Origin of the sequence: Streptomyces sp. NPDC050416, from assembly GCF_044458845.1 — a bacterium.
Classification (GTDB): Bacteria; Actinomycetota; Actinomycetes; order Streptomycetales; family Streptomycetaceae; genus Streptomyces.
Genome location: NZ_JBITII010000003.1, coordinates 631,680 through 654,141 on the forward strand (window position 1 = coordinate 631,680; position 22,462 = coordinate 654,141).

Consider the following 22,462-nt stretch of genomic DNA (forward strand, 5'->3'; position numbering starts at 1 on the left):
CATTGTGCCAGCCCGGGTCGGGGGCGGTCAGACGCCGACTTCGTCGGCTTCCTTCCGGGTGCCCGGAATCGCGCACTCGGCAGGGTCGTGGGCGGGATCCGCGGCCGCCTGGGCACGGGCGCGGCGGCGGGCCAGCGGAGTCGCGAGCGCCGTCAGCACCACGAAGGCGCCGATGGTCAGCAGCACGATCGTCGCGCCGGGCGGGACGTCCTGGTAGTACGAGGTGACCGTGCCGCCGATCGTGACGCTCACGCCGATGGCCACGGCGATCACGAAGGTCGCGGCGAAGCTGCGCCCGATCTGCTGGGCGGCCGCGACGGGCACCACCATCAGCGCGCTGACCAGGAGCAGGCCGACCACGCGCATCGCCACCGTCACCGTGACGGCCGCGGTGATCGCCGTCAGCAGGTTCAGGGCGCGCACCGGCAGGCCCGTCACCCGCGCGAACTCCTCGTCCTGGCTGACCGCGAACAGCTGCCGGCGCAGGCCGAGGGTGACCAGGACGACGAAGGCGGCCAGAATGCAGATGGCCGTGACGTCCGACTCGGACACCGTCGACAGGGAGCCGAAGAGGTACGACGTCAGATTGGCGTTGGAGCCCGCCGGCGCGAGGTTGATGAACATCACACCGCCGGCCATGCCGCCGTAGAACAGCATGGCGAGGGCGATGTCGCCCCGGGTCCTGCCGTACCAGCGGATCAGCTCCATGAGGACCGCGCCGATGACGGAGACGAGGGTCGCCATCCACACCGGGGACCAGGTCAGCAGGAAGCCGAGGCCGACGCCGGTCATCGCCACGTGTCCGATGCCGTCGCCCATCAGGGCCTGGCGGCGCTGGACCAGGTAGATCCCCACCGCGGGCGCCGTGATGCCGACCAGGACGGCGGCGAGCAGCGCCCGCTGCATGAAGGCGTAGTCGAGGAAGTCCATCAGCTCAGCAGTCCCGTGCGGATCGGTTCGGCGCCCGCGGGTGCGTGCGGGTGTACGTGGTCGTGGCCGGGCAGGGCGTGCTGCCCGACCGCCTTCGGGGGCGGTCCGTCGTGCACGACGCAGCCGTCGCGCAGGACGACCGCCCGGTCGATGAGGGGCTCCAGGGGGCCCAGTTCGTGCAGCACGAGCAACACCGTCGTGCCCTGGGAGACCTGCTCGCGCAGTGTGTGTGCGAGGACCTCCTGGCTGGCCAGGTCGACACCGGCCATCGGCTCGTCCATGATCAGCAGTTCCGGCTCGGAGGCGAGCGCGCGGGCGATCAGGACGCGCTGGTGCTGGCCGCCCGAGAGGGCGTTGACCGAGTCCTTGGCCCGGTCCGCCATGCCGACGAGCTCCAGGGCCGCGCGCACGGCCGCGTGGTCCGCCTTGCGCAGCACGCCGAAGCGGGCCCGGGACAGGCGGCCCGAGGAGACCACCTCGGTCACCGTGGCGGGCACGCCGCCGGCGGCCGTGGTGCGCTGCGGGACGTAGCCCACGCGGTGCCAGTCGCGGAACCGCCTGCGGTCCGTGCCGAACAGCTCGATCTCGCCGGCGCCGGTCTGCACCTGGCCGATGATGCTGCGCACGGCCGTGGACTTGCCGGAGCCGTTCGCGCCGAGCAGCGCGACGACCTCGCCGTGGTGCACGGTGAGGTCGATGCCGCGCAGGACGGGGCGCGAGCCCAGGTCCGCGCGGACGCCGCGCAGGGATACGATGGGCTCGGTCATGCCGTCCTCCGATGGGTCGATCACTTCGCTCCCAGGGCCGCCTGAAGGGCCTTGAGGTTGGCTTCCATGACCTGGAAGTAGTCGTCGCCGCGGGACTTGTCGGTGATGCCCTCGAGCGGGTCGAGGACGTCCGTCTTGAGCTTCGCGTCCTTGGCGAGGGTCTTCGCGGTCTTGTCGGAGACAAGTGTCTCGTAGAAGACGGTGGTGACGCCGTCGGCCTTGGCCTCCTGCTGGAGCTCCCTGACCCGGGCGGCGCTGGGCTCGCTCTCGGGGTCGAGGCCGGAGATGGCCTCCTGGGTGAGGCCGTAGCGCTCGGCGAGGTAGCCGAAGGCGGCGTGGTTGGTGAAGAAGACCTTGGTCTTGGTGTCCTTCAGGCCGGTCTCGAACTTGCCGTTGAGGCCGTTCAGCTTCTTGACCAGGGCCGCGGTGTTCTTCTTGTAGTCGGCGGCGTGGTCCGGGTCGGCCTTCTCGAAGGCCTTGCCGACGCCCTGGGCGACCTCGGCGTACTTCACCGGGTCCAGCCAGATGTGCGGGTCGCGGGCGTGCTCCTCCTCCTCGGCGTGGCCCTTCTCCTCGGCGTGGCCCTCCTCGCCCGCGTGGTCGTGCTCGGTGCTGCCGTGGTCCTCGAGGGTGGTCAGCGTGGCCGCGTCGATCTTCGTCTTGATGCCGGTCTGCGAGACCGCCTCGTCGACGGCGGGCTGGAGACCCTTGAGGTAGAGCGCCGCGTCGGCCGCTTCGAGCTGTGCCCGCTGCTTGGTGCTGATCTCCAGGTCGTGCGGCTCCTGGCCGGGTTCGGTCAGGCTGGTGACGTTCGCGTGGTCGCCGCCGATCTGCTCCGTGAGGAACGCCATCGGGTAGAACGACGCGACGACGTCGAACTTGTCCGTGTTGCCCGTCGCCGCGCTGTCGCTGGAGCAGGCGGAGAGAGCACCGAGGCCGAGAGCGGTGGCCGCGGTGACCGCGGTGGCGGATATGAGGCGCCGTCGTACGTTCATGACACTCATTTTCAACAAATATGGAAACCGTTGTCAACAAAACCAGCTGAGCGGGTTCCGTGGAGGGGGTCTGGCGGTCGCGGAAGGGGGAGCGATTTGATTGAGGGGGCGCCCCCGCCGGTAACCTGAAGCATTCGCTGGAAGCAACTCGCTTCGTCGCCCGTCGTCGTAATGAAGAGAGCACCGTGGCCGCCGACAAGATCGACACCATCGTCAGCCTGAGCAAGCGCCGTGGCTTCGTATTCCCCTGTAGTGAGATCTACGGCGGTCAGCGCGCCGCTTGGGACTACGGCCCCCTGGGTGTCGAGCTCAAGGAGAACCTCAAGCGCCAGTGGTGGCGCTACATGGTGACGTCGCGCGAGGACGTCGTCGGTATCGACTCGTCCGTGATCCTGGCCCCCGAGGTCTGGGTCGCCTCCGGCCACGTCGCCACCTTCACGGACCCGCTGACCGAGTGCACCTCCTGCCACAAGCGGTTCCGCGCGGACCACCTGGAGGAGGCCTACGAGGCCAAGCACAACCGCCTGCCGGAGAACGGCCTGGCCGACGTCAACTGCCCCAACTGCGGCAACAAGGGCCAGTTCACCGAGCCCAAGCAGTTCTCGGGCCTGCTGTCCACGCACCTCGGCCCGACCCAGGACTCCGGCTCCATCGCCTACCTGCGGCCCGAGACCGCGCAGGGCATCTTCACCAACTTCTCCCAGGTGCAGACCACCTCGCGCCGCAAGCCGCCGTTCGGCATCGCCCAGATGGGCAAGTCCTTCCGCAACGAGATCACGCCCGGCAACTTCATCTTCCGCACCCGCGAGTTCGAGCAGATGGAGATGGAGTTCTTCGTCAAGCCGGGCGAGGACGAGAAGTGGCAGGAGTACTGGATGGAGCAGCGCTGGAACTGGTACACCGGTCTCGGCCTGCGCGAGGAGAACATGCGGTGGTACGAGCACCCGAAGGAGAAGCTCTCCCACTACTCCAAGCGCACCGCCGACATCGAGTACCGCTTCCAGTTCGGCGGCAGCGAGTGGGGTGAGCTCGAAGGCGTCGCCAACCGCACCGACTACGACCTCGGCGCCCACTCCAAGGCCTCCGGCCAGGACCTCACCTACTTCGACCAGGAGGCCGGTGAGCGCTGGACCCCGTACGTCATCGAGCCCGCGGCCGGTGTCGGCCGCGCGATGCTGGCGTTCCTCCTGGACGCCTACATCGAGGACGAGGCGCCCAACGCCAAGGGCAAGATGGAGAAGCGCACGGTGCTGCGCCTCGACCCGCGCCTGTCCCCGGTGAAGGTCGCGGTGCTGCCGCTGTCCCGGAACCCGGAGCTGTCCCCGAAGGCCAAGGGCCTCGCCCAGGCGCTGCGCCAGCACTGGAACATCGAGTTCGACGACGCCGGCGCCATCGGCCGCCGCTACCGCCGCCAGGACGAGATCGGCACGCCGTTCTGCGTGACCGTCGACTTCGACACCCTGGAGGACAACGCGGTCACCGTCCGTGAGCGTGACTCGATGAAGCAGGAGCGCGTCTCCCTCGACCAGATCGAGGGCTACCTGGCGGCCCGCCTGGTCGGCTGCTGATCGCTTTTCGTCCACACACCGGTGCCGGGTTCCTCCGCGGAGGAACCCGGCACCGGTGCGTTTGCGGCGGGGCTGCGCGGGGCTGACAAATATCGAATGACAGATATTGAAATCTGTCAGCTGTCATGGCACAGTGGACGTCATGACGATGCGAACCCGAACCCTCGGAACCACCGGCCCCCAGGTCTCCGCCCTCGGTCTCGGCTGCATGGGCATGTCCGCGCTGTACGGCGAGGCGGACCGGGCCGAGTCCGTCGCGACCATCCACGCGGCGCTCGAAGCGGGCGTCACCCTGCTGGACACCGGCGACTTCTACGGCATGGGCCACAACGAGATGCTGATCGGCGAGGCCCTGCGCGCGGCCCCCGCCGCCCGGCGTGAACAGGCCCTGGTCAGCGTGAAGTTCGGCGCCCTGCGCGACCCGGACGGCGGCTGGTCCCGCTACGACGGCCGGCCCGCCGCCGTCAAGAACTTCGCCGCGTACTCCCTCCAGCGGCTCGGCGTCGACCACATCGACGTCTACCGCATCGCCCGCCTCGACCCCGACGTGCCGATCGAGGAGACGGTCGGCGCGATCGCGGAACTGGTCGAGAAGGGGTACGTGCGGCACATCGGCCTCAGCGAGGTAGGCGCCGAGACGATCCGGCGGGCCGCCGCCACCGCGCCGATCTCCGACCTCCAGATCGAGTACTCCCTGATCTCGCGCGGCATCGAGGACGAGATCCTCCCCACCACGCGCGAACTGGGCATCGGCGTCACGGCGTACGGCGTGCTCTCCCGGGGACTGATCTCCGGCCACTTCACCGCCGACCGGCAGCTCGGTGCCGGCGACTTCCGGGCGATGTCGCCGCGCTTCCAGGGGGACAACCTCCGGCACAACCTGAACCTCGTCGAGGCGCTGCGGAAGATCGCCGAGCAGAAGGGCGTCAGCGTCGCGCAGATCGCCATCGCCTGGGTGCTGTCCCGCGGTGAGGACATCGTTCCCCTGGTCGGGGCCCGCCGCCGCGACCGGCTCACGGAGGCACTGGGCGCGCTGGACGTCACGCTGGACGCGGCCGACCTGGCCGCGATCGAGGAGGCCGTACCGCCCGGCGCCGCCGCAGGCGACCGCTACCCGGCGGCCCAGATGGCACACCTCGAGAGCTGAAGCCGGCTCCCGGTACGGTCAGGGCATGGCACCGACCAGCGAGATCCTGACCGCCGAGCGCATCCTCGAGGCGACCGAGGAGGTGCTGCGCCGCCACGGCCCGGCCAAGGCCACCGTGGTGGACGTGGCCCGCGCGCTCGGCGTCAGCCACGGCAGCGTCTACCGTCACTTCCGCACCAAGGCGGCGCTGCGCGAGGCCGTCACCAAGCGCTGGCTGGACCGCACGTCCGGGGAGCTCTCGGGCATCGCCGCGGGGGACGGCGACCCGGAGACCCGGCTGCGGGACTGGCTCGCCGCGCTGTTCGCCGCGAAGCGCCGCAAGGCGGGCGGCGACCCGGAGCTGTTCGCCACGTACACGGTCCTCACGGACGAGAACGGCGCGGCGGTCGGTGAGCACATCGCCGACCTGACGTCCCAGCTGACCCGCATCATCCAGGCCGGAGTCGAGACCGGCCACTTCGCCGCCACCGACCCGGAGGCCACGGCCCGCGCGGTCTTCCAGGCGACGGGGCGCTTCCACGACCCCTGCTACGCGCGGGAGTGGGAACAGCCCGGGAGCGAGGCCGACTTCGCCTCGCTCGTCGACCTGCTGGTGCGAGGCCTGCGGCCCTAGAGGCATCGCCGTACCCACCGGGTGCGCCTCGCCGGGCTGAGGCACAGGATGGGAAGGGAGGCGTGGGTCGCCGCGCGGGGGCGCTGAGAAGGAGATGGCGGTCATGGATCTCGTACTGCGCCCGGGCACCGCGGACGATGCCGCGGAGTGCGGAAGGATCTGCTACGAGGCCTTCGCGGGCATCGCCGCGGAGCACGCGTTCCCACCCGACTTCCCGAGCCCCGACGTGGGTGTGGCGGTGATCGAGGGAGCCCTGACGCACCCGGGTTTCTACAGTGTCGTCGCCGAGCTCGACGGGCGGATCGTGGGCAGCAACTTCCTCGACGAACGCTCGGCCGTCGTCGGGGTCGGGCCCATCACCGTCGACCCCGGCGTGCAGAACGCGGGCGTGGGCCGCCGCCTGATGCTGGACGTGATGCGGCGGGCCGACGAGCGCGGGGCGCCGGGCATCCGGCTGCTGCAGAGCGGCTACCACAACAGGTCGTTCTCGCTGTACGTCAGCCTGGGCTTCGCCCACCGGGCCACGGTCGCCTGCGTCCAGGGCCCGCCGATCGGGCGTGCCCTGCCCGGCTACACCGTGCGGGAGGCCACAGACGCGGACCTCGGCGCCTGCAACGAGGTGTGCCGGCAGGTCCACGGCGTCGACCGGGGCGGCGAGGTCGCCGACGGGCTCAAACAGGGCACCGCCCGGGTCGTCGAGCGCGCGGGACGCGTCACCGGGTACGCCACCGACCTGGCCTTCTTCGCGCACGCCGTCGGCGAGACCACCCCGGACCTCCAGGCCCTGATCGCGGCGGCACCGCAGTTCGCCGGCCCGGGCATCCTCGTCCCCGCGAGCGACAGCGTGCTGCTGAGGTGGTGCCTGTCCAACGGCCTCAAGGTCGTGCAGCTGATGAGCCTGATGACCATCGGCCTGTACAACCAGCCCGACGGGGCGTACCTGCCCTCGATCCTCTACTAGGGCCTGGCCCGAAAAAGGGCCTGTCCGTACAGGACCCGTCCGGCCGTTCACGCCGCCGTCGGGTCCACCGTCGCCTGGTGGGCCTCCGCCAGGTGCTCCTCGGCCTTGAGCCAGGGCAGGAACTGGGCGCCTCTGCGCCAGCCGCAGGTGTCGCATCTGATCGTGCGCTGCACGCCCGTGCGCCGCACCCGCACCACATGTTCCCGGCCGTGCTGGTCCCAGCGGCTGACCTTGCCGGTGTCGCTTTGCGCCATGACGCCTCCCGCGTCCAGGAATCCGGCGGATCCGGTCCGCTCGCAGCAAGGAGTGTGCTGCAAGACCAACATCAACAGGGTTTTCCCAGATGCGAGTTATCAGGCCGTGAGATAGCTCAAGCGACCGTGCGCGGCAGCCGGAGACTCAGCAGGCCGGTCAGCACCACACCGGCGAGCTGCACCAGCAGCGTCGTGACCAGGGCGTCCCGCATGCCCATCCCCGGGACCAGGGACAGGAACAGCGTGCCCAGGGTCGCCACCCCGAGTGCCAGCGCCGACTGCTGAGTGGTGATCATCACGCCGCTGCCGACACCGGCGCGGGCGGCCGGCACCTCCGAGAGGATGACCCGGTAGATGACAGGGAGTTGCAGCGCCTGGCCCGCGCCTGCGACCGCCGCCCCCGGGAGCAGCTCGACGAAGCCGAGGTGCGGCCAGAAGCGCCAGGCGGCCAGCGCCATCAGCGCCAGGCCCAGCCCCTGGAGCGCGGCGCCCGCCGTCACCACCCGCGTGCCGTATCGGGTGACCAGCCGCGGGCCCAGCAGCGAGAACACGAAGAACACCACCGCCAGCGGCGCGAGCGCCAAGCCCGCGGCGACCGGGTCGAGTCCGGCGCCCTGCTGCAACGCCACCGCGATCACGAACATGAAGCCGCTGAAGCCGATGGAGAAGGGCAGCACCAGCAGCAGCCCGCGGCGCAGGGAGGTGAGCGCGAACAGGCTCGGCGGGACCAGCGGCGTACGGCCCTCCCGGTCGGCCCGCCGCTCCACGACGTAGAACGCCGCCGCCGCGAACGGGAAAGCCGCCAGCGACAGCCAGGTCCACAGCGGCCAGCCCGCCGCCCGGCCCTCGGTGAGCGGGACGAGCAGCGTGAGGAGCGAGGCCGCCAGCAGGACCGTGCCCGGGACGTCGACCGGCTCCGGGCGCGTGGAGCGGGTCTCGGGGACCGCGCGGGCGGCCAGGACCAGCCCGGTGAGGACGACCGGCACGTTGACGAGGAACACCGACCGCCAGCCGGTCCCCGCGATGTCGGCGGCCACCAGGACCCCGCCGAGGATCTGCCCGGCCACCATGGACAGCCCGGCGGTCGCGCCGTACAGGCCCATGGCCTTGGCCCGCCGGGGGCCGGTCGTGGTCGCCTGGATGGTGGCCAGCACCTGCGGCAGCATCGCGGCGGCCGACGCGCCCTGGGCGACCCGGGCCGCGACCAGCGACCAGGCGCCCGGCGCCAGCCCGCACGCCAGCGAGGTCAGCCCGAAGGCCGCCATGCCGACGAGGAACAGCCGCCGCCGGCCGAACAGGTCACCGAGCCGGCCGCCGAGGACCAGCAGGACCGCGTACGACACCCCGTACCCGGCGACGACGAGTTCGAGGACCGACTCGCTCGCGGCGAGGTCGGCGCCGATGGTGGGCAGGGCGACGTTCACGATGAAGAAGTCGATGAGCGGGAGTGCCGCGGCCAGCAGCACCGTGAACAGTCCGAGCCCGCCGAGCACGGGAGCCGCGGCGGCGGGGGAGCGGACGGGACGTGAAGTGAGGGATTCCGTGGTCACGTCAACAGCCTCCGACGGCGCACAGACTGGTACCAGAGTGTCCTTATCCTGGTAGTAGCACCACCTGGAAACAGGGTCCGGGCGGCGGCAGGCTGAAGGGTATGACGACCATGGCGCAGGAGACGGCAGCCCACCCGCCCGAGGCCCACGCTGACGCGGACGTCCGGCGGCAGGAGCTGGCGTCGTTCCTGCGCAGCCGCCGGGAGCGGATCGCCCCCGAGCAGGTCGGCCTGCCCCGCGGACGCCGGCGCCGGACGCCGGGGCTGCGCCGCGAGGAGGTCGCCCAGCTCTCCGCCGTGGGCGTCACCTGGTACACGTGGCTGGAGCAGGCCCGGGACATCCAGGTCTCCGTCCAGGTCCTCGACGCGCTGGCCCGCGCGCTGCTGCTCGACCCCAGCGAGCGCGCCCACCTCTTCCGGCTGGCCGGGGCCGCCGACCCGACACCGGCGACCACGTGCCCGTCGGTCACTCCGGCGATGCGGGCGGTGCTGGAGCAGGTCGAGCCGTTCCCGGCGTGCCTGCAGAACAGCCGGTACGACATCCTCGCCCACAACCGCACGTACGGGCTGCTGCTGTGCGACCTGGACGCGGTGCCGCCCGAGGACCGCAACTGCATGGTCCTGTCCTACACGCACGCCGAGTGGCAGTCGTCGATCGTGCACCTGGAGGAGACGCAGCGGCTGATGGCCGCGCGCTTCCGGGCCGCGATGGCCGGCCATCTCGCCGAGCCCGCCTGGACGATGCTCCTGAAGCGACTGCGCACGGAGTCCCCCGCCTTCCGCACGGCCTGGGACCGCCACGAGGTCGTCGCCCACCGCACCAAGCGCAAGGAGTTCCTCAACCGCCACGTCGGCCGCATCACCGTCGACCACACGGACTTCTGGCTGACGCCGGGGACGGGCCCGCGGATCGTCACCTACGTACCGGCGGACCAGGACTCACGAGAGCGCCTGGAGAGGCTGCAAGCCATAGCGCTGAGCAGGGAAACCGGCCTTCAGGGGCGCGGGGAACTGCGCGGCCGGCCACAACCCACCCGCGGCTAGGCACGCTCCGCAGCCGGCACGACATCCCGCACCTCCGCCGCCTCCAGCCTCTCGGCCGTCCGCTCGGCGGTCCCTCGAGCCCAGCGCCCACTGCTCACCGCCCCCAGCACCAGCACCGCGAACCCGCACCCCGCGATGATCCACCAGCCCGGCCGCGCGGCCGGCACGAACATCGCGCGGTACGTGGACGCGCCCACGCCGGAGGCGAGCACCGCGCCCACCACGGCGACCCCGAGCGTCTGGCCGAGCTGGCGGCTCGTGGAGGCGACGGCCGCGGCGACACCCGCCTGGGCGCGGGGCATGCCGGAGACCGCCGTGTTGGTGATCGGCGCGTTGACGAAACCGAAGCCGATGCCGAACAGGACGTACCCGGCGAAGAGGGTGGTGTTCGAGGTCTCGGCCTCGAACACCGCGAAGAGGATGCCGCTCACCGTCATCGCGCAGCCCGCGATCAGCAGGGGCAGACGCGGACCCCGACTGCCGACGAGGCGGCCGGAGAGCGGGGCGCACAGGAACGTCGGGACCGCCATCGGGAGCATCCACAGGCCCGCCTCCAGGGCGTTGAGACCGCGGACGTTCTGCAGGTACAGCGTGGACAGGAACAGGAAGCCGCCGAGTGCGGCGAACGCGCTGATCGCGATGACCGTGGCCCCGCTGAACGGCGCCGAACGGAAGAAGCGCGGGTCGATCAGCGGCTGCGCGCGGCGTGGTTCGTACCACAGCAGGCCGCCCAGCGCGGCCAGGGCGACGACGGCCAACGGGGCGATCGAGGCGAGCGGCGTGCTCGGCGCCTCGATGATCGCGTAGGTGAGCGTGCCGAACAGCGCGATCACCAGGAGCTGCCCGACCGGGTCCGGGCGGCGGGCCTTGGGGGCCCGGGACTCGGGGACGAAGCGCAGGGTGAGGAGCAGTGCCGCCAGGCCCACCGGCAGGTTGATCCAGAAGATCGAGCGCCAGCCGACCGACTCGACCAGGAGGCCCCCGACCAGCGGGCCGGCGGCCATCGATATGCCGACGACCGCGCCCCACGCGCCGATGGCCCGGGCCCGCTCGCGAGGGTCGGTGAAGGTGTTGGTGATGATCGACATGGCGACCGGGTTCAGCATCGAGCCGCCCACGGCCTGCACCATCCGGAAGACGACCAGCGCTTCGAGGTTCGGCGCGAGGGAGCACAGGACCGAGCCGAGGGTGAAGACGACCAGGCCCGCCATGAAGACGCGCTTGCGGCCGATCCGGTCGGCCGTGGAGCCGGCGAGCATCAGCAGCGAGGCCAGGACCAGGGTGTAGGCGTCGATCGTCCACTGGAGGCCGGAAGTGCTCGCGTGCAGGTCCTGTTGCATCGACGGCAGGGCCACGTTCAGGACCGTGTTGTCCAGGCTCACGATCAGCAGGCTCATACAGCAGATCGCGAGCACCAGCATGCGGCGGCGGGGGCTGAGCTCGGGCATGGACGTCATCGTACGCCGATTTCGATAGTGTGGCTAACTAATGACTTTTGCCAACTCATTGCACGGCACAATGGAGGAATGTCCACGCCCCTTCAGATCGGTCCGCACACCGTCCAGCCCCCCGTCGTCCTGGCCCCCATGGCCGGGATCACCAACGCGCCCTTCCGCACGCTGTGCCGGGAGTTCAGTGGTGGCAAGGGCCTGTTCGTCAGCGAGATGATCACCACCAGGGCGCTGGTCGAGCGCAACGAGAAGACGATGCAGCTCATTCACTTCGACGCGAGTGAGCGCCCCCGGTCCATCCAGCTGTACGGCGTGGATCCGGCGACCGTCGGCAAGGCCGTCCGCATGATCGCGGAGGAGGACCTCGCCGACCACATCGACCTGAACTTCGGCTGCCCGGTGCCGAAGGTGACCCGCAAGGGCGGCGGCTCCGCGCTCCCGTACAAGCGGAACCTGCTGCGGGCCATCCTGCGCGAGGCCGTCAGCGGCTCCGGCGACCTGCCCGTGACGATGAAGATGCGCAAGGGCATCGACGACGACCACATCACCTTCCTCGACGCCGGCCGGATCGCCGTCGAGGAGGGCGTCACCGCCATCGCGCTGCACGGCCGCACCGCCGCCCAGCACTACGGCGGCACCGCCGACTGGGACGCCATCGCCCGGCTGAAGGAGCACGTGCCGGAGATCCCCGTGCTCGGCAACGGCGACATCTGGTCGGCCGAGGACGCCCTGCGGATGGTGCGGGAGACCGGCTGTGACGGGGTGGTCGTGGGGCGCGGGTGCCTCGGGCGGCCCTGGCTGTTCGCGGACCTCGTCGCGGCTTTCGAGGGGCGCTCTCAGGACATCGCACGGCCCACCCTCAGGGAAGTCGCCGACGTCATGGTCCGGCACGCCACCCTGCTCGGCGAGTGGATCGGGGACGAGTCGCGGGGCGTGATCGACTTCCGCAAGCACGTCGCCTGGTATCTGAAGGGCTTCGCGGTCGGCTCCGAGATGCGCAAGCGGCTCGCCATCACCTCGTCGCTCGAGGAACTGCGGGCCGGCCTCGACGAGCTGGACCTCGACCAGCCCTGGCCCGCCGGCGCCGACGGCCCCCGCGGCCGTACGTCCGGCAACAACCGGGTGGTGCTGCCGGACGGCTGGCTGAAGGACCCGTACGACTGCGCGGGCATCAGCGAGGACGCGGAGCTGGACACCTCCGGCGGCTGATCAGCCCTTGGGGGTGGCCGCAAAGTCCCGCCTGCCCCCAGAGCACGCACCGGACACCGCAGGGCCCGCCCTCCGGGCGGACGACGGGACTTTGCGGACACCCCCTAGGAGGGGTGCGGTGTGGAGCCGAACGCCGTGAGGAAGCGGTCGCGGAACGCGCTCATCTTCCAGACGGGGGCGTCGCGGTCCGGCTTGAGGCCTTCCGTCCAGTTCCAGCCGGCGACCTTGTCGAGGACCTTCGGGTCCTTCGCGACGATCGACACCGGCACGTCCCGGCTCGCGCGGTCGCCGCTGACCCGGGCGATGGGCTGGTGGTCGCCGAGGAAGACCAGGACGGTGTCGTCGGTGCCGTAGCGCTCCAGCCACTGGGTGAGGCTGGTGACCGAGTACTGGATGGACTTGCCGTACTCCTGCCGGGACTTGGTGGTGTCGGTGATGACGTCCGACGCTTTTTCGCCCGCCTTCTGGATCGCGTCGAAGACCGAGCCGTCGCCGAGTTCGTCCCAGCCGACCATCTCGGGAAGGGGCGCCCAGGGCTGGTGGCTGGAGGTCAGGATGACGAACGACATCAGCGGCTTGTCGCGCTTCTTTCCGTGCACCCGGCGCTGGAACGCCTCCAGCGCGTACTGGTCGGGCATCGTCGACCAGCTGAACTTCGGGCCCCGGTAACCCAGGTCGAAGGCGTCGTAGAGCTTGCCGAGGCCGTACCACTTCTCCTCCGGCCAGCCCTTCTGCACGCCCGGCATCACACCGACCGTGTCCCAGGCGCCGGTCTTCTGGAACGCCTTGGTGAGGGTGAGGTGGTCACCCGCGGTGACCGTGCGGTAGCGGCGCTGGTTGTCGATCCACAGGCCGGACATGGTCGTGGAGTGGCCGAGCCAGCTGCTGCCGCCGTAGGTCGCCGAGGTCAGCCAGCCGCTGCGGGCGTGGAAACCGGCCTTCGCCAGGGCCTCGGTGCTCGTGTCGAGGGTGCGGTCGACGCCGGGTGCCATGACCGGGTCCTCGACGGCGCTGCGGCCGTAGCTCTCGATGAACGTGAAGATCACGTCCTTGCCGCGCAGGTCGGGCAGGAGCTGGCCGGGAGGGGTGTTGCCGAAGGTGTCCGCCTTCGACTGCTTCATGAACGCCGCCTCGTCGCGCAGCGACTCCACCGTCCGCTGCGCGTGCACCCGCAGGGCCCCGGCCCCGCGTTCGGAGGCGATCGGACCGCCGAACAGTGTCAGGCCGAGCGCGGAGCAGGTGACCCAGGCGGTGCCGGCGAGCAGGGCGCCCTTGGTCGCCCGGGGCCGGTGGCGGGCCAGCACGTCGGCGAGCCGGATCGTCGCCGCGACCATGACGGCCGCCACGAGCAGGACGAGCACGACCGCGCCGACGGCTGCGGCGGTCGCGACGCCCCCGCCCAGCGTGTCCTCGACGTAGGCCTGCGCGTCCGGCAGCAGGTCCCAGTCCAGCGCGGCGTTGAAGCCCCGGCCCAGGTACTCGTTGAACCCCATGTCGAGCAGGTTCACCGTGGTCAGCGCCGTGAGGCCGAGCCCGTACAGCACCGCCGCCGCCAGCCGGGGGCGGCGCGGCAGCGCCAGCATGACGACGGCCCCGACGACCGCCTCCGCCGGGATCCGCAAGAAGCGGTCGGGCTCGACGGCCGGGAGGGTGTTGGGCAGGAGCAGGGCCCCGAGGACCAGGACGGCCGCGACGGTGGTGGTGGTCAGGCGGAGGGCACGGGCGGCCCGGGGGTGACGGGTGCGCCAGGTGCGGAGGCGGGCGAGGCGGGATCCGGACCCGGGGGTCCCCACCTCCTCTGCGAGGACCTCCGCCCTCTCGTCACGCTCCGTCTCGGCCTCGGCCCCTGGGATGCCCGGCTGCGGCGACCGGCTGAAGCGTGTGAAGACAGGCACCCGGAGGTCCTTCCCGTGCGGAACGCGGCGAGGTGGCGGACCCGCGTGGGGGGACGGGTCCGCCGCAGTTCCGTACGGGGCGCCCGGCAGCTGTGTTCAGCCCACCGGGCCAGCGCTCGGCAAACTCCGGGCAAACGCCCGGCCAACCCGGTGCTCAGGCGCCTCCGACCGCCGTGAGCAGGGCCAACGGGGCCGATGCCGAGCGGGATTCGCGGACGCAGGCGTGCGGGTACGGCACCGGCTCGGGATGGGTGTCGCGGCCGTAGCCCGCGAGGACCTCCGGCAGCCGGTGGCCGGTCACGCTCGCCGCGTCGACCAGGCCGCGGGCGATCGCGCGGGCCTCGTCGTGCAGTCCGTAGCGGGCCAGGCCCAGTGCGATCAGCGCGTTGTCGTGCGGCCAGACCGAGCCGCGGTGGTAGGAGAGCGGGTGGTAGGCGGGCTGCCCGGCGGCCAGGGTGCGCACGCCCCAGCCGGAGAAGAAGTCCGGCTCCAGCAGGCGCCGGCCGACCTGTTCGCCGTACTCCTTGTCCAGCAGGCCCGACCACAGCAGATGCCCGGCGTCGGAGGCGAGCGCGTCGACCTGCCGGCCCCGGCCGTCGAGGGCGAGCGCCGGGAAGGAGTGCTCCGGCATCCAGAAGTCCCGCTGGAAACGGTCGCGCAGGTCACCGGCCGCCTGCTCCAGCAGGTCCGCGTACGTCGCGTCCTGCCACACCGTGCGCGCGAGCCACGCCGTGCGGCGCAGCGCGTCGTACGCGTAGCCCTGGGCGCCCGCGGCCGTCACCGGGCCGTTGGGACGGGTGCCCTCGGCGGAGCAGATGGCGCCGGGGGAGTCCTTCCAGTTCTGGTTGGCGAGGCCGCCCTGATCGGCGCGGTAGACGAGGTACCCGCGCGAGGTCAGGCCGCCGTGGTCGAGCATCCAGCCGACCGCCGCCCGGGCATGCGGCTCCAGACGGCGGGCCAGGCCCGGGTCGCCGGTCTGCTCGGTGTACGCCCCGAGCAGGACGAGGAACAGGGGCGTGGCGTCGACCGAGCCGTAGTAGCGGGCGTAGGGGACCTGGCCGAAGTGCGCCAGTTCGCCGAACCGCACCTCGTGCACGATCTTGCCGGGCTGGGCGACCTCGCTGACACCGGTGTCCGTGGCCTGGGTCGCGGCCAGCGCGGGCAGCGTGGCGGCGGCCAGCCGGGGCCGGTAGGGCAGGGCGAACAGCGAGGTCAGCAGGGCGTCCCGGCCCAGCAGGGTGAGGAACCAGGGCGCACCGGCGGCCGGCACGCGCAGCTCCTCGCCGTCCGGGCCCTTCGCCGGGACCTGGAGCGCGGCCAGGTCGGCGAGGCCCCGGGCGCAGGCCGCGGACAGCTCAGGCCAGCCGGCCGGCAGGGCCACGCCCTCCGTGAACCGGCCCTCTTGGGCCAGGAGTTGCTCCTTCAGGGCGGCGGGGGAGCGGGGCACGCGCAGGGCGCGCCTGTCGCCGTGCGGGCGGGCCATGACGCGCAGGACCAGCTCGGCCGTGCCGTGCGGTTCGAGGTCCAGGGTCCACACCAGGCGGCGGGCCCCGGTGCCGGTCTCCTCCACGGCGTCCGGCTGGGGCTCGGTCGTCACGGTCGTGACGGAGTGCCACTCGCCGCGCCGGTAGCTGAACTCGACTCCGTGCCCGAGGACCTGGCGGGAGCGGACGGCGCCCGCCTTCGTGTAGGTGCGGTGGTCGGAGCGCAGCTCGAACTGGTCGGTGAAGTCGGCGTCGGCGGTGACCGCGAGGCGGACCGTCGTCGGCACCGGGCGGTTGCTGGTGACCCGCACCGCCTCCACGAACGAGGCGTCGCCGACGGCCTGTTCGCGGAAGAGCGTGTACGCGGGCGGCTCGTTGCGCCCGCCGCGCGGGACGAGGACACAGCGCGCGGTGTCCCCGTCGGCCACGGGCGTCAGCGTCTCGGGCACGGCCCCGTCGACGGTGAGCTGCCACCGGCTCAGGTGCCGCGCGTCCTGTACGAACATTCCGTCCGGGGCGCTGCCGCCCCGGTAGCCGCTGATGTCGCCGCGGTCGCCGACGGCGGCGAACGTCCCGCCGTGCACGAGCAGATGATGCCGGTCCGTCATCCCCGGTGCCCTCCCTTGATCGCCGTGACGCCGTTCCTGTCCCCTGCGGGCCGGTCGTGCAGCAGGTCGAGCGTGAGCGCGGCGGTCCAGCCGAAGCCGGTGGCGCCGCAGGCCTGTCCGGTGTGCGGGTCCACGTACTCCGCGAAGTCGGAGGCGCCGGCGGTGTGCAGGATCCCCCTGCGCAGGGCGTCGGCCCGGCCGCGCTCGCCGTGCAGTCGCAGCCCGCGCTCCAGCAGCCAGCTGGTGTTGAACCAGGCCGGGCCGCGCCAGTAGCGGTGCGGGTCGAAGGCCTCGCCGAGCAGGTCGTAGCTGGGCACCAGCCGGGTCGTGCCGCCGAGCCCGAAGTGCGGGCCGCACAGGGTGCGCATCAGGCCGGCCGCGAGGTCGCGCGGCAGGCTGGGCAGCAGCAGCGGGACCAGCCCGGAGACACCGCGCTCGGGGATCAGCTCCCCGGCGCGCACGTCCCGGCACAGGAACATCCCCGCAGTCGGCTCCCACAGCCGCTCCACCAGGGCGGTGGTGAGCCGCTCGGCGCGGTCCTGCCGGGCCGAGGCCGCCGCACCCAGTTCGCGGGCGATCCGGGCCAGGGCGTACTCGGAGGCGATGAGCAGGGCGTTGAACGCCGGGTCCTCCACGGCGAAGTCGCCCGGTCCGTCGGAGTACCCCCGGTCCCGGTAGTCGCTCGCCAGTCGCACGTACCGCCCGTAGTCCAGATCCGTCGGCCGGTCCTCGGGGGAGCCGTGGTCGAGGTCGGCGCGGCGGAAGGAGCGGGCCGGGGCCGGAGTGACCCGGGAGAGCGGGCGGTCCCAGCAGGGGCTGTTGTCCATACCCTGTTCCCAGGGGTGCACGACGGACACCAGTCCGCCCCCGCCCAGGTCGCGCCGGTGCAGCAGATACCGGTGCCAGGCCGCGAGCCGCGGATACACCCGGGTGAGGAACCCGCGTGACCGGGACAGACCGGGGTCGGCGAGGTGCACCAGCCACGCGGCCAGCGCGTGGACCGGTGGCTGCACGATCCCGGAGGTCTGTACGGTGCGCGGGGCGCCCGCGGCGCGTCCGGCGGTCGAGGAGCGCCAGAAGTCGGGGCTCGGGAAGTACGCGTCGAGCGGGACGGAGGGGTTGAAGACGATGTGCGGGATCCGCCCGTCCGCCCACTGGGCGGCCAGCAGCGTCTCCAGTTCCGTCTGTGCCCGTAACGGCGACACGTGCCGCAGGCCGATGGCGATGAACGCCGAGTCCCAGGACCACTGGTGCGGATACAGACCGCGCGAGGGCACTGTGGACGTGCCCGTCCAGCCGGCCTCCAGCACGGCGGCTGCCCTGACGTGCAAGGGCGACGCGGCGCTGGACGGATCGTATGCAATGGTTCGTCCCGTGGGACGAAGGGCGCGTTGGGCGGTGCTGTCCACTGGGGGCTCTCCGGGAAGACGTCCGGCCGACAGGTTCGGCTGCGGCTACCGTGGGGTTACGTCTATTTAACACGCAAAACCCACTATGTAAGGCAAGGTTGAGAAACACAAGGGGGTGTGCATGACCGGACGGCCCGTCAGGACGGGACGAGGTGCCGGCCAGGGGAGCGCCGGCGAACTGCTCGAACTGGTGCGCAGTCGCCGGGCCGTGACCCGGGGTGCGCTCCAGCGGGCGACCGGTTTGTCCCGGGCCACGGTCGGGCAGCGGCTGGACCGGCTCTTCCGCGCCGGCTGGCTGCGCGAGGGCGCCGGGGGGCCGGTGGACTCCCCGCTGGGCGGGCGCCCCTCCATCACCCTGGAGTTCGACGACGAGCACGCGGTGGTCCTGGCCGCCGACCTCGACACCCGGCACGCGCGGGCGGCCGTGCTGTCGCTGAGCGGCGAGATCCTGGCCGAGCACTCCGGCACCCTCGTCGTCGAGGACGGGCCGGACGCCGTGCTGGGCGAACTCGGCCGCTGGTTCGGCGAGCTGCTGGAGAAGACCGGCCGCGGGGCCGAGTCGGTGTGCGGGGTCGGGCTCGCCGTGCCCGGCCCGGTCGACACCGAGACCGGCCGCGTCGTCCAGCCGCCGATGATGCCCGGCTGGGACGGCTACGACATAAGGAGCCGGCTGGCCCGGGCGCTGACCGAGCACACGGGCGCCGCCGAGGTGCCGGTGCTGGTGGACAACGACGCCAACCTCATGGCGTACGGCGAACAGCGCACCGGCTATCCCGACTGCTCCGCCTTCGTACTGGTCAAGGTCTCCACCGGCATCGGCGCCGGGGTCGTGGTGGACGGCGCGGTGTTCCGGGGCATCGACGGGGGCGCCGGGGACATCGGGCACATCCGGGTGCCGGAGGGCGCCCAGACGCTGTGCCGGTGCGGTTCCTACGGCTGTCTGGCCGCCATCGCGAGCGGTGGCGCGGTGGCGCGGCGGCTGGCGGAGGCCGGGGTGCCGGCGGCCTCCGGCTCGGACGTGCGGGATTTGCTGGCCTCCGGCCATCCCGACGCGGTCGGCCTCGCCCGGGAGGCCGGGCGCCGGGTCGGGGACGTGCTGGCGACCGTGGTGACGCTGCTCAACCCCGGGGTGCTGATGATCGCCGGGGATCTGGCCGGAACCCCGTTCCTCACGGGCGTGCGCGAGCTGCTCTACCAGCGGGCGCTGCCCCGCTCCACCGCCCACCTGGACGTCGTGACGGCACGGCTCGGCGAGCGGTCCGGGCTGGTGGGAGCCGGGGCGATGGTCGTGGAGCACCTCTACGCCCCCGAGCGGGTCGAGGAGCGGCTGCGCGCGCTCGGGGTGTGACCGGGACATTTCGGCCCGAGACGCGTCCGCATGGTGAAATCTCGTCGGCTGTGGCAGCGTGATTCTCGCCACCCTTGATAAGGGTTGTGCTCAGATGAGCGGATCTTGAGCGGCTGCACTTCTCCAAAGTGTGGCACTGAGTGCCACCCTTTGATCGTTCATCGAGCGAAATCAAGCGTGCCGAACACCGCTCACATGAGCGCCCTGTAGGCTCAGCGGAGGTTCGTGCGTTCAAGAAGTGAAAACATACGGCTGTGATCGCTTGCCGAGCCTTGACTTTCGATCCACTGGCGGACGAGTGGTTACAGGCGTATGACGCGCGAGTGGACGTACCCAGAAGCCTTTGATCTGGGTATGTTCCTCGCCGTCAGGGCAGCCACCGCGTCCTCGAGGAGTCGAGACCCGTGTCGGAAAACAAAGATCCCCACGTAGCTGAGCACGGTAAGAGTGTTGAGGGCGTGAAGTTCGTTTACGACTTCACCGAGGGCAACAAGGACCTCAAGGACCTCCTCGGTGGCAAGGGCGCGAACCTCGCCGAGATGACCAATCTGGGCCTTCCGGTCCCGCCCGGCTTCACGATCACCACCGAGGCGTGCAAGGTCTACCTCGAAAGCGGCGAGGAGCCGGCGGCACTGCGTGACGAGGTGAGTGCGCACCTCGACGCGCTGGAGCAGCGCATGGGCAAGAAGCTCGGCCAGGCCGACGACCCGCTGCTGGTGTCGGTGCGCTCGGGCGCCAAGTTCTCCATGCCCGGCATGATGGACACCGTCCTCAACATCGGCCTCTCCGACAAGTCGGTGCAGGGCCTGGCCAAGCAGGCCGGCGACGAGCGCTTCGCCTGGGACTCCTACCGCCGCCTCATCCAGATGTTCGGCAAGACCGTCCTCGGCGTCGACGGCGAGCTCTTCGAGGACGCGCTGGAGAAGGCCAAGGAGACCAAGAAGGTCACGGTCGACACCGAGCTGGAGGCAGCCGACCTCAAGAAGCTCGTCACCAAGTTCAAGAAGATCGTCAAGACCGAGGCCGGCCGCGACTTCCCGCAGGACCCGCGCGAGCAGATGGACCTCGCCATCCACGCGGTCTTCGACTCCTGGAACACCGACCGCGCCAAGCTCTACCGCCGCCAGGAGCGCATCCCGCACGACCTGGGCACCGCCGTCAACGTCTGCTCGATGGTCTTCGGCAACCTCGGCCCCGACTCCGGCACCGGCGTCGCCTTCACCCGCGACCCCGCCTCCGGCCACCAGGGCGTCTACGGCGACTACCTGCAGAACGCCCAGGGCGAGGACGTGGTCGCGGGCATCCGCAACACCGTGCCGCTCGCGGAGCTGGAGCGGATCGACAAGAAGTCGTACGACCAGCTGATGCAGATCATGGAGACGCTGGAGAACCACTACAAGGACCTCTGCGACATCGAGTTCACCATCGAGCGCGGTGTGCTGTGGATGCTCCAGACCCGGGTCGGCAAGCGCACCGCGGGCGCTGCCTTCCGCATCGCCACCCAGCTGGTGGACCAGGGCCTGATCGACGAGGCCGAGGCGCTCACCCGCGTCAACGGCGCCCAGCTCGCCCAGCTGATGTTCCCGCGCTTCGACGAGAGCGCGAAGGTCGAGACGGTCGGCCGGGGCATCGCGGCCTCCCCGGGCGCGGCGGTCGGCAAGGCCGTCTTCGACTCCTACACGGCGGTCAAGTGGTCCCGCTCGGGCGAGAAGGTCATCCTGATCCGCCGCGAGACCAACCCCGACGACCTCGACGGCATGATCGCCGCCGAGGGCATCCTGACCTCGCGCGGCGGCAAGACCTCCCACGCGGCCGTCGTCGCACGCGGCATGGGCAAGACCTGTGTCTGCGGCGCGGAGGAGCTGGAGGTCGACACCAAGCGCCGCCGGATGACCGTGCCGGGCGGGCACGTCGTCGAGGAGGGCGACGTCGTCTCCATCGACGGCTCGACGGGCAAGGTGTACCTCGGTGAGGTACCGGTCGTGCCGTCGCCGGTCGTGGAGTACTTCGAGGGCCGGATGCACGCTGGTGCCGAGGACGCCGACGAGCTGGTCGAGGCGGTCCACCGCATCATGGCGTTCGCCGACCGCAAGCGCCGGCTGCGCGTGCGGGCCAACGCGGACAACGCCGAGGACGCGCTGCGGGCCCGCCGCTTCGGCGCGCAGGGCATCGGCCTGTGCCGCACCGAGCACATGTTCCTCGGCGACCGGCGCGAGCTGGTGGAGCGGCTGATCCTGGCCGACACCCAGGCCGAGCGCGAGGAGTCCCTCAAGGAACTGCTGCCGCTGCAGAAGCAGGACTTCGTCCAGCTCTTCGAGTCGATGGACGGCCTCCCGGTCACCGTCCGCCTCCTGGACCCGCCGCTGCACGAGTTCCTGCCCGACATCACCGAGCTGTCGGTCCGCGTGGCCCTGGCGGAGTCCCGCCAGGAGCCGCACGAGAACGAACTCCGCCTCCTGCAGGCGGTCCACCGCCTGCACGAGCAGAACCCGATGCTGGGCCTGCGCGGCGTGCGCCTCGGACTGGTCATCCCCGGCCTGTTCACCATGCAGGTCCGGGCGATCGCCGAGGCCGCCGCCGAGCGCAAGGCCGCCAAGGGCGACCCGCGCGCCGAGATCATGATCCCGCTCGTCGGTACGGTGCAGGAGCTGGAGATCGTGCGTGAGGAGGCCGACAAGGTCATCGCCGAGGTCGAGGCGGCCTCCGGCACGCAGCTCAAGCTGTCCATCGGCACGATGATCGAGCTGCCGCGCGCCGCCCTGACCGCCGGTCAGATCGCCGAGGCCGCCGAGTTCTTCTCCTTCGGCACGAACGACCTCACCCAGACGGTGTGGGGCTTCTCCCGGGACGACGTGGAGGCCAGCTTCTTCACCGCGTACCTGGAGAAGGGCATCTTCGGCGTCTCCCCGTTCGAGACGATCGACAAGGACGGCGTCGGTTCCCTGGTGAAGCTCGCCGCCCAGGCCGGCCGCGAGACCCGCCCGGACCTCAAGCTCGGCGTCTGCGGCGAGCACGGCGGCGACCCGGAGTCGGTCCACTTCTTCCACGAGGTGGGACTCGACTACGTCTCCTGCTCCCCGTTCCGCATCCCGGTCGCCCGCCTGGAAGCGGGCCGGGCGGCGGTCCAGTCGCAGGGCAGCGACCACCGGTAGACCGTGGCCCGTGCAGGGCCACTTCACTGTGGCCCCTGCGGGGTTGCTCAGGACCCGGAGCCGTCGGCGGTCCCCGAC

The 22,462-nt window shown here is 71.4% G+C and carries 17 protein-coding genes; 8 read left to right on the forward strand and 9 right to left on the reverse strand.

From position 1 onward, the window contains the following. Positions 1–27 precede the first annotated feature (27 nt). Genes ACIBL4_RS12400 through ACIBL4_RS12410 form a run of 3 tightly spaced genes read right to left on the reverse strand, consistent with a single transcriptional unit; the run spans position 28 to position 2,692 of the window. Positions 28–930, reverse strand: coding sequence for a metal ABC transporter permease (locus ACIBL4_RS12400; protein WP_399409025.1), 903 nt, complete (start codon positions 928–930; stop codon positions 28–30). Beyond that, positions 930–1,697, reverse strand: coding sequence for a metal ABC transporter ATP-binding protein (locus tag ACIBL4_RS12405; RefSeq protein WP_399409027.1), 768 nt, complete (start codon positions 1,695–1,697; stop codon positions 930–932). The genes ACIBL4_RS12400 and ACIBL4_RS12405 overlap by 1 nt, the downstream gene beginning before the upstream one ends. Before the next feature lie 20 nt (positions 1,698–1,717). Then, positions 1,718–2,692, reverse strand: a complete 975-nt coding sequence (locus tag ACIBL4_RS12410; protein ID WP_399409029.1) for a metal ABC transporter substrate-binding protein — start codon at positions 2,690–2,692, stop codon at positions 1,718–1,720. Positions 2,693–2,877: 185 nt separating this feature from the next. Here ACIBL4_RS12410 and ACIBL4_RS12415 point away from each other — a divergent pair, with 185 nt between their 5' ends. The 4 genes from ACIBL4_RS12415 (at position 2,878) to ACIBL4_RS12430 (ending at position 6,981) form a co-directional block, all read left to right on the forward strand. Continuing rightward, positions 2,878–4,260: a glycine--tRNA ligase gene (locus tag ACIBL4_RS12415; RefSeq protein WP_399409031.1), complete on the forward strand. Its 1,383-nt coding sequence runs from the start codon at positions 2,878–2,880 to the stop codon at positions 4,258–4,260. 142 nt (positions 4,261–4,402) lie between these two features. Beyond that, complete coding sequence (locus tag ACIBL4_RS12420; protein ID WP_399409033.1) at positions 4,403–5,407, forward strand: aldo/keto reductase; 1,005 nt, start codon at positions 4,403–4,405, stop codon at positions 5,405–5,407. Between the two features lie 25 nt (positions 5,408–5,432). Beyond that, a complete protein-coding gene (locus ACIBL4_RS12425) occupies positions 5,433–6,020 on the forward strand; it encodes a TetR family transcriptional regulator (RefSeq protein WP_399409035.1) in 588 nt (195 codons plus the stop codon). A gap of 103 nt (positions 6,021–6,123) precedes the next feature. Beyond that, complete coding sequence (locus tag ACIBL4_RS12430; RefSeq protein ID WP_399409037.1) at positions 6,124–6,981, forward strand: GNAT family N-acetyltransferase; 858 nt, start codon at positions 6,124–6,126, stop codon at positions 6,979–6,981. 47 nt (positions 6,982–7,028) lie between these two features. Here ACIBL4_RS12430 and ACIBL4_RS12435 read toward each other — a convergent pair whose 3' ends face one another. Both ACIBL4_RS12435 and ACIBL4_RS12440 read right to left on the reverse strand, forming a co-directional pair. After that, positions 7,029–7,235 (reverse strand): hypothetical protein, encoded by a 207-nt coding sequence (locus ACIBL4_RS12435; protein WP_399409039.1) that lies wholly within the window; start codon positions 7,233–7,235, stop codon positions 7,029–7,031. Positions 7,236–7,351: 116 nt separating this feature from the next. Further along, positions 7,352–8,785, reverse strand: coding sequence for an MFS transporter (locus ACIBL4_RS12440; RefSeq protein WP_399409041.1), 1,434 nt, complete (start codon positions 8,783–8,785; stop codon positions 7,352–7,354). A gap of 101 nt (positions 8,786–8,886) precedes the next feature. Here ACIBL4_RS12440 and ACIBL4_RS12445 point away from each other — a divergent pair, with 101 nt between their 5' ends. Next, entirely contained in the window at positions 8,887–9,828 is a 942-nt protein-coding gene (locus ACIBL4_RS12445) for a helix-turn-helix domain-containing protein (protein ID WP_399409043.1), read from the forward strand. Here ACIBL4_RS12445 and ACIBL4_RS12450 read toward each other — a convergent pair. Further along, entirely contained in the window at positions 9,825–11,276 is a 1,452-nt protein-coding gene (locus ACIBL4_RS12450) for an MFS transporter (protein WP_399409045.1), read from the reverse strand. The two genes, ACIBL4_RS12445 and ACIBL4_RS12450, sit on opposite strands and share 4 nt — an antisense overlap. Positions 11,277–11,354: 78 nt before the next feature. On the opposite strand from ACIBL4_RS12450, the gene dusB reads away from it, so the two are divergent. Beyond that, positions 11,355–12,488: a tRNA dihydrouridine synthase DusB gene (gene dusB, locus ACIBL4_RS12455; RefSeq protein ID WP_399409047.1), complete on the forward strand. Its 1,134-nt coding sequence runs from the start codon at positions 11,355–11,357 to the stop codon at positions 12,486–12,488. A gap of 104 nt (positions 12,489–12,592) precedes the next feature. Here the strand turns inward: dusB and ACIBL4_RS12460 are convergent, their stop codons facing one another. From ACIBL4_RS12460 to ACIBL4_RS12470, 3 genes are all read right to left on the reverse strand, one after another. Continuing rightward, positions 12,593–14,383 (reverse strand): CDP-alcohol phosphatidyltransferase, encoded by a 1,791-nt coding sequence (locus ACIBL4_RS12460; protein WP_399409049.1) that lies wholly within the window; start codon positions 14,381–14,383, stop codon positions 12,593–12,595. A gap of 154 nt (positions 14,384–14,537) precedes the next feature. After that, positions 14,538–16,475, reverse strand: coding sequence for a glycogen debranching N-terminal domain-containing protein (locus tag ACIBL4_RS12465; RefSeq protein ID WP_399409051.1), 1,938 nt, complete (start codon positions 16,473–16,475; stop codon positions 14,538–14,540). Then, entirely contained in the window at positions 16,472–17,884 is a 1,413-nt protein-coding gene (locus tag ACIBL4_RS12470; protein ID WP_399409053.1) for an MGH1-like glycoside hydrolase domain-containing protein, read from the reverse strand. Before ACIBL4_RS12470 ends, ACIBL4_RS12465 begins: the two co-directional genes overlap by 4 nt. A gap of 121 nt (positions 17,885–18,005) precedes the next feature. On the opposite strand from ACIBL4_RS12470, the gene ACIBL4_RS12475 reads away from it, so the two are divergent. Then, positions 18,006–19,232, forward strand: a complete 1,227-nt coding sequence (locus tag ACIBL4_RS12475) for an ROK family protein (RefSeq protein WP_399409055.1) — start codon at positions 18,006–18,008, stop codon at positions 19,230–19,232. Between the two features lie 404 nt (positions 19,233–19,636). Next, positions 19,637–22,384, forward strand: a complete 2,748-nt coding sequence (gene ppdK, locus ACIBL4_RS12480; RefSeq protein WP_399409057.1) for a pyruvate, phosphate dikinase — start codon at positions 19,637–19,639, stop codon at positions 22,382–22,384. The last annotated feature ends 78 nt before the right edge of the window (positions 22,385–22,462 follow it).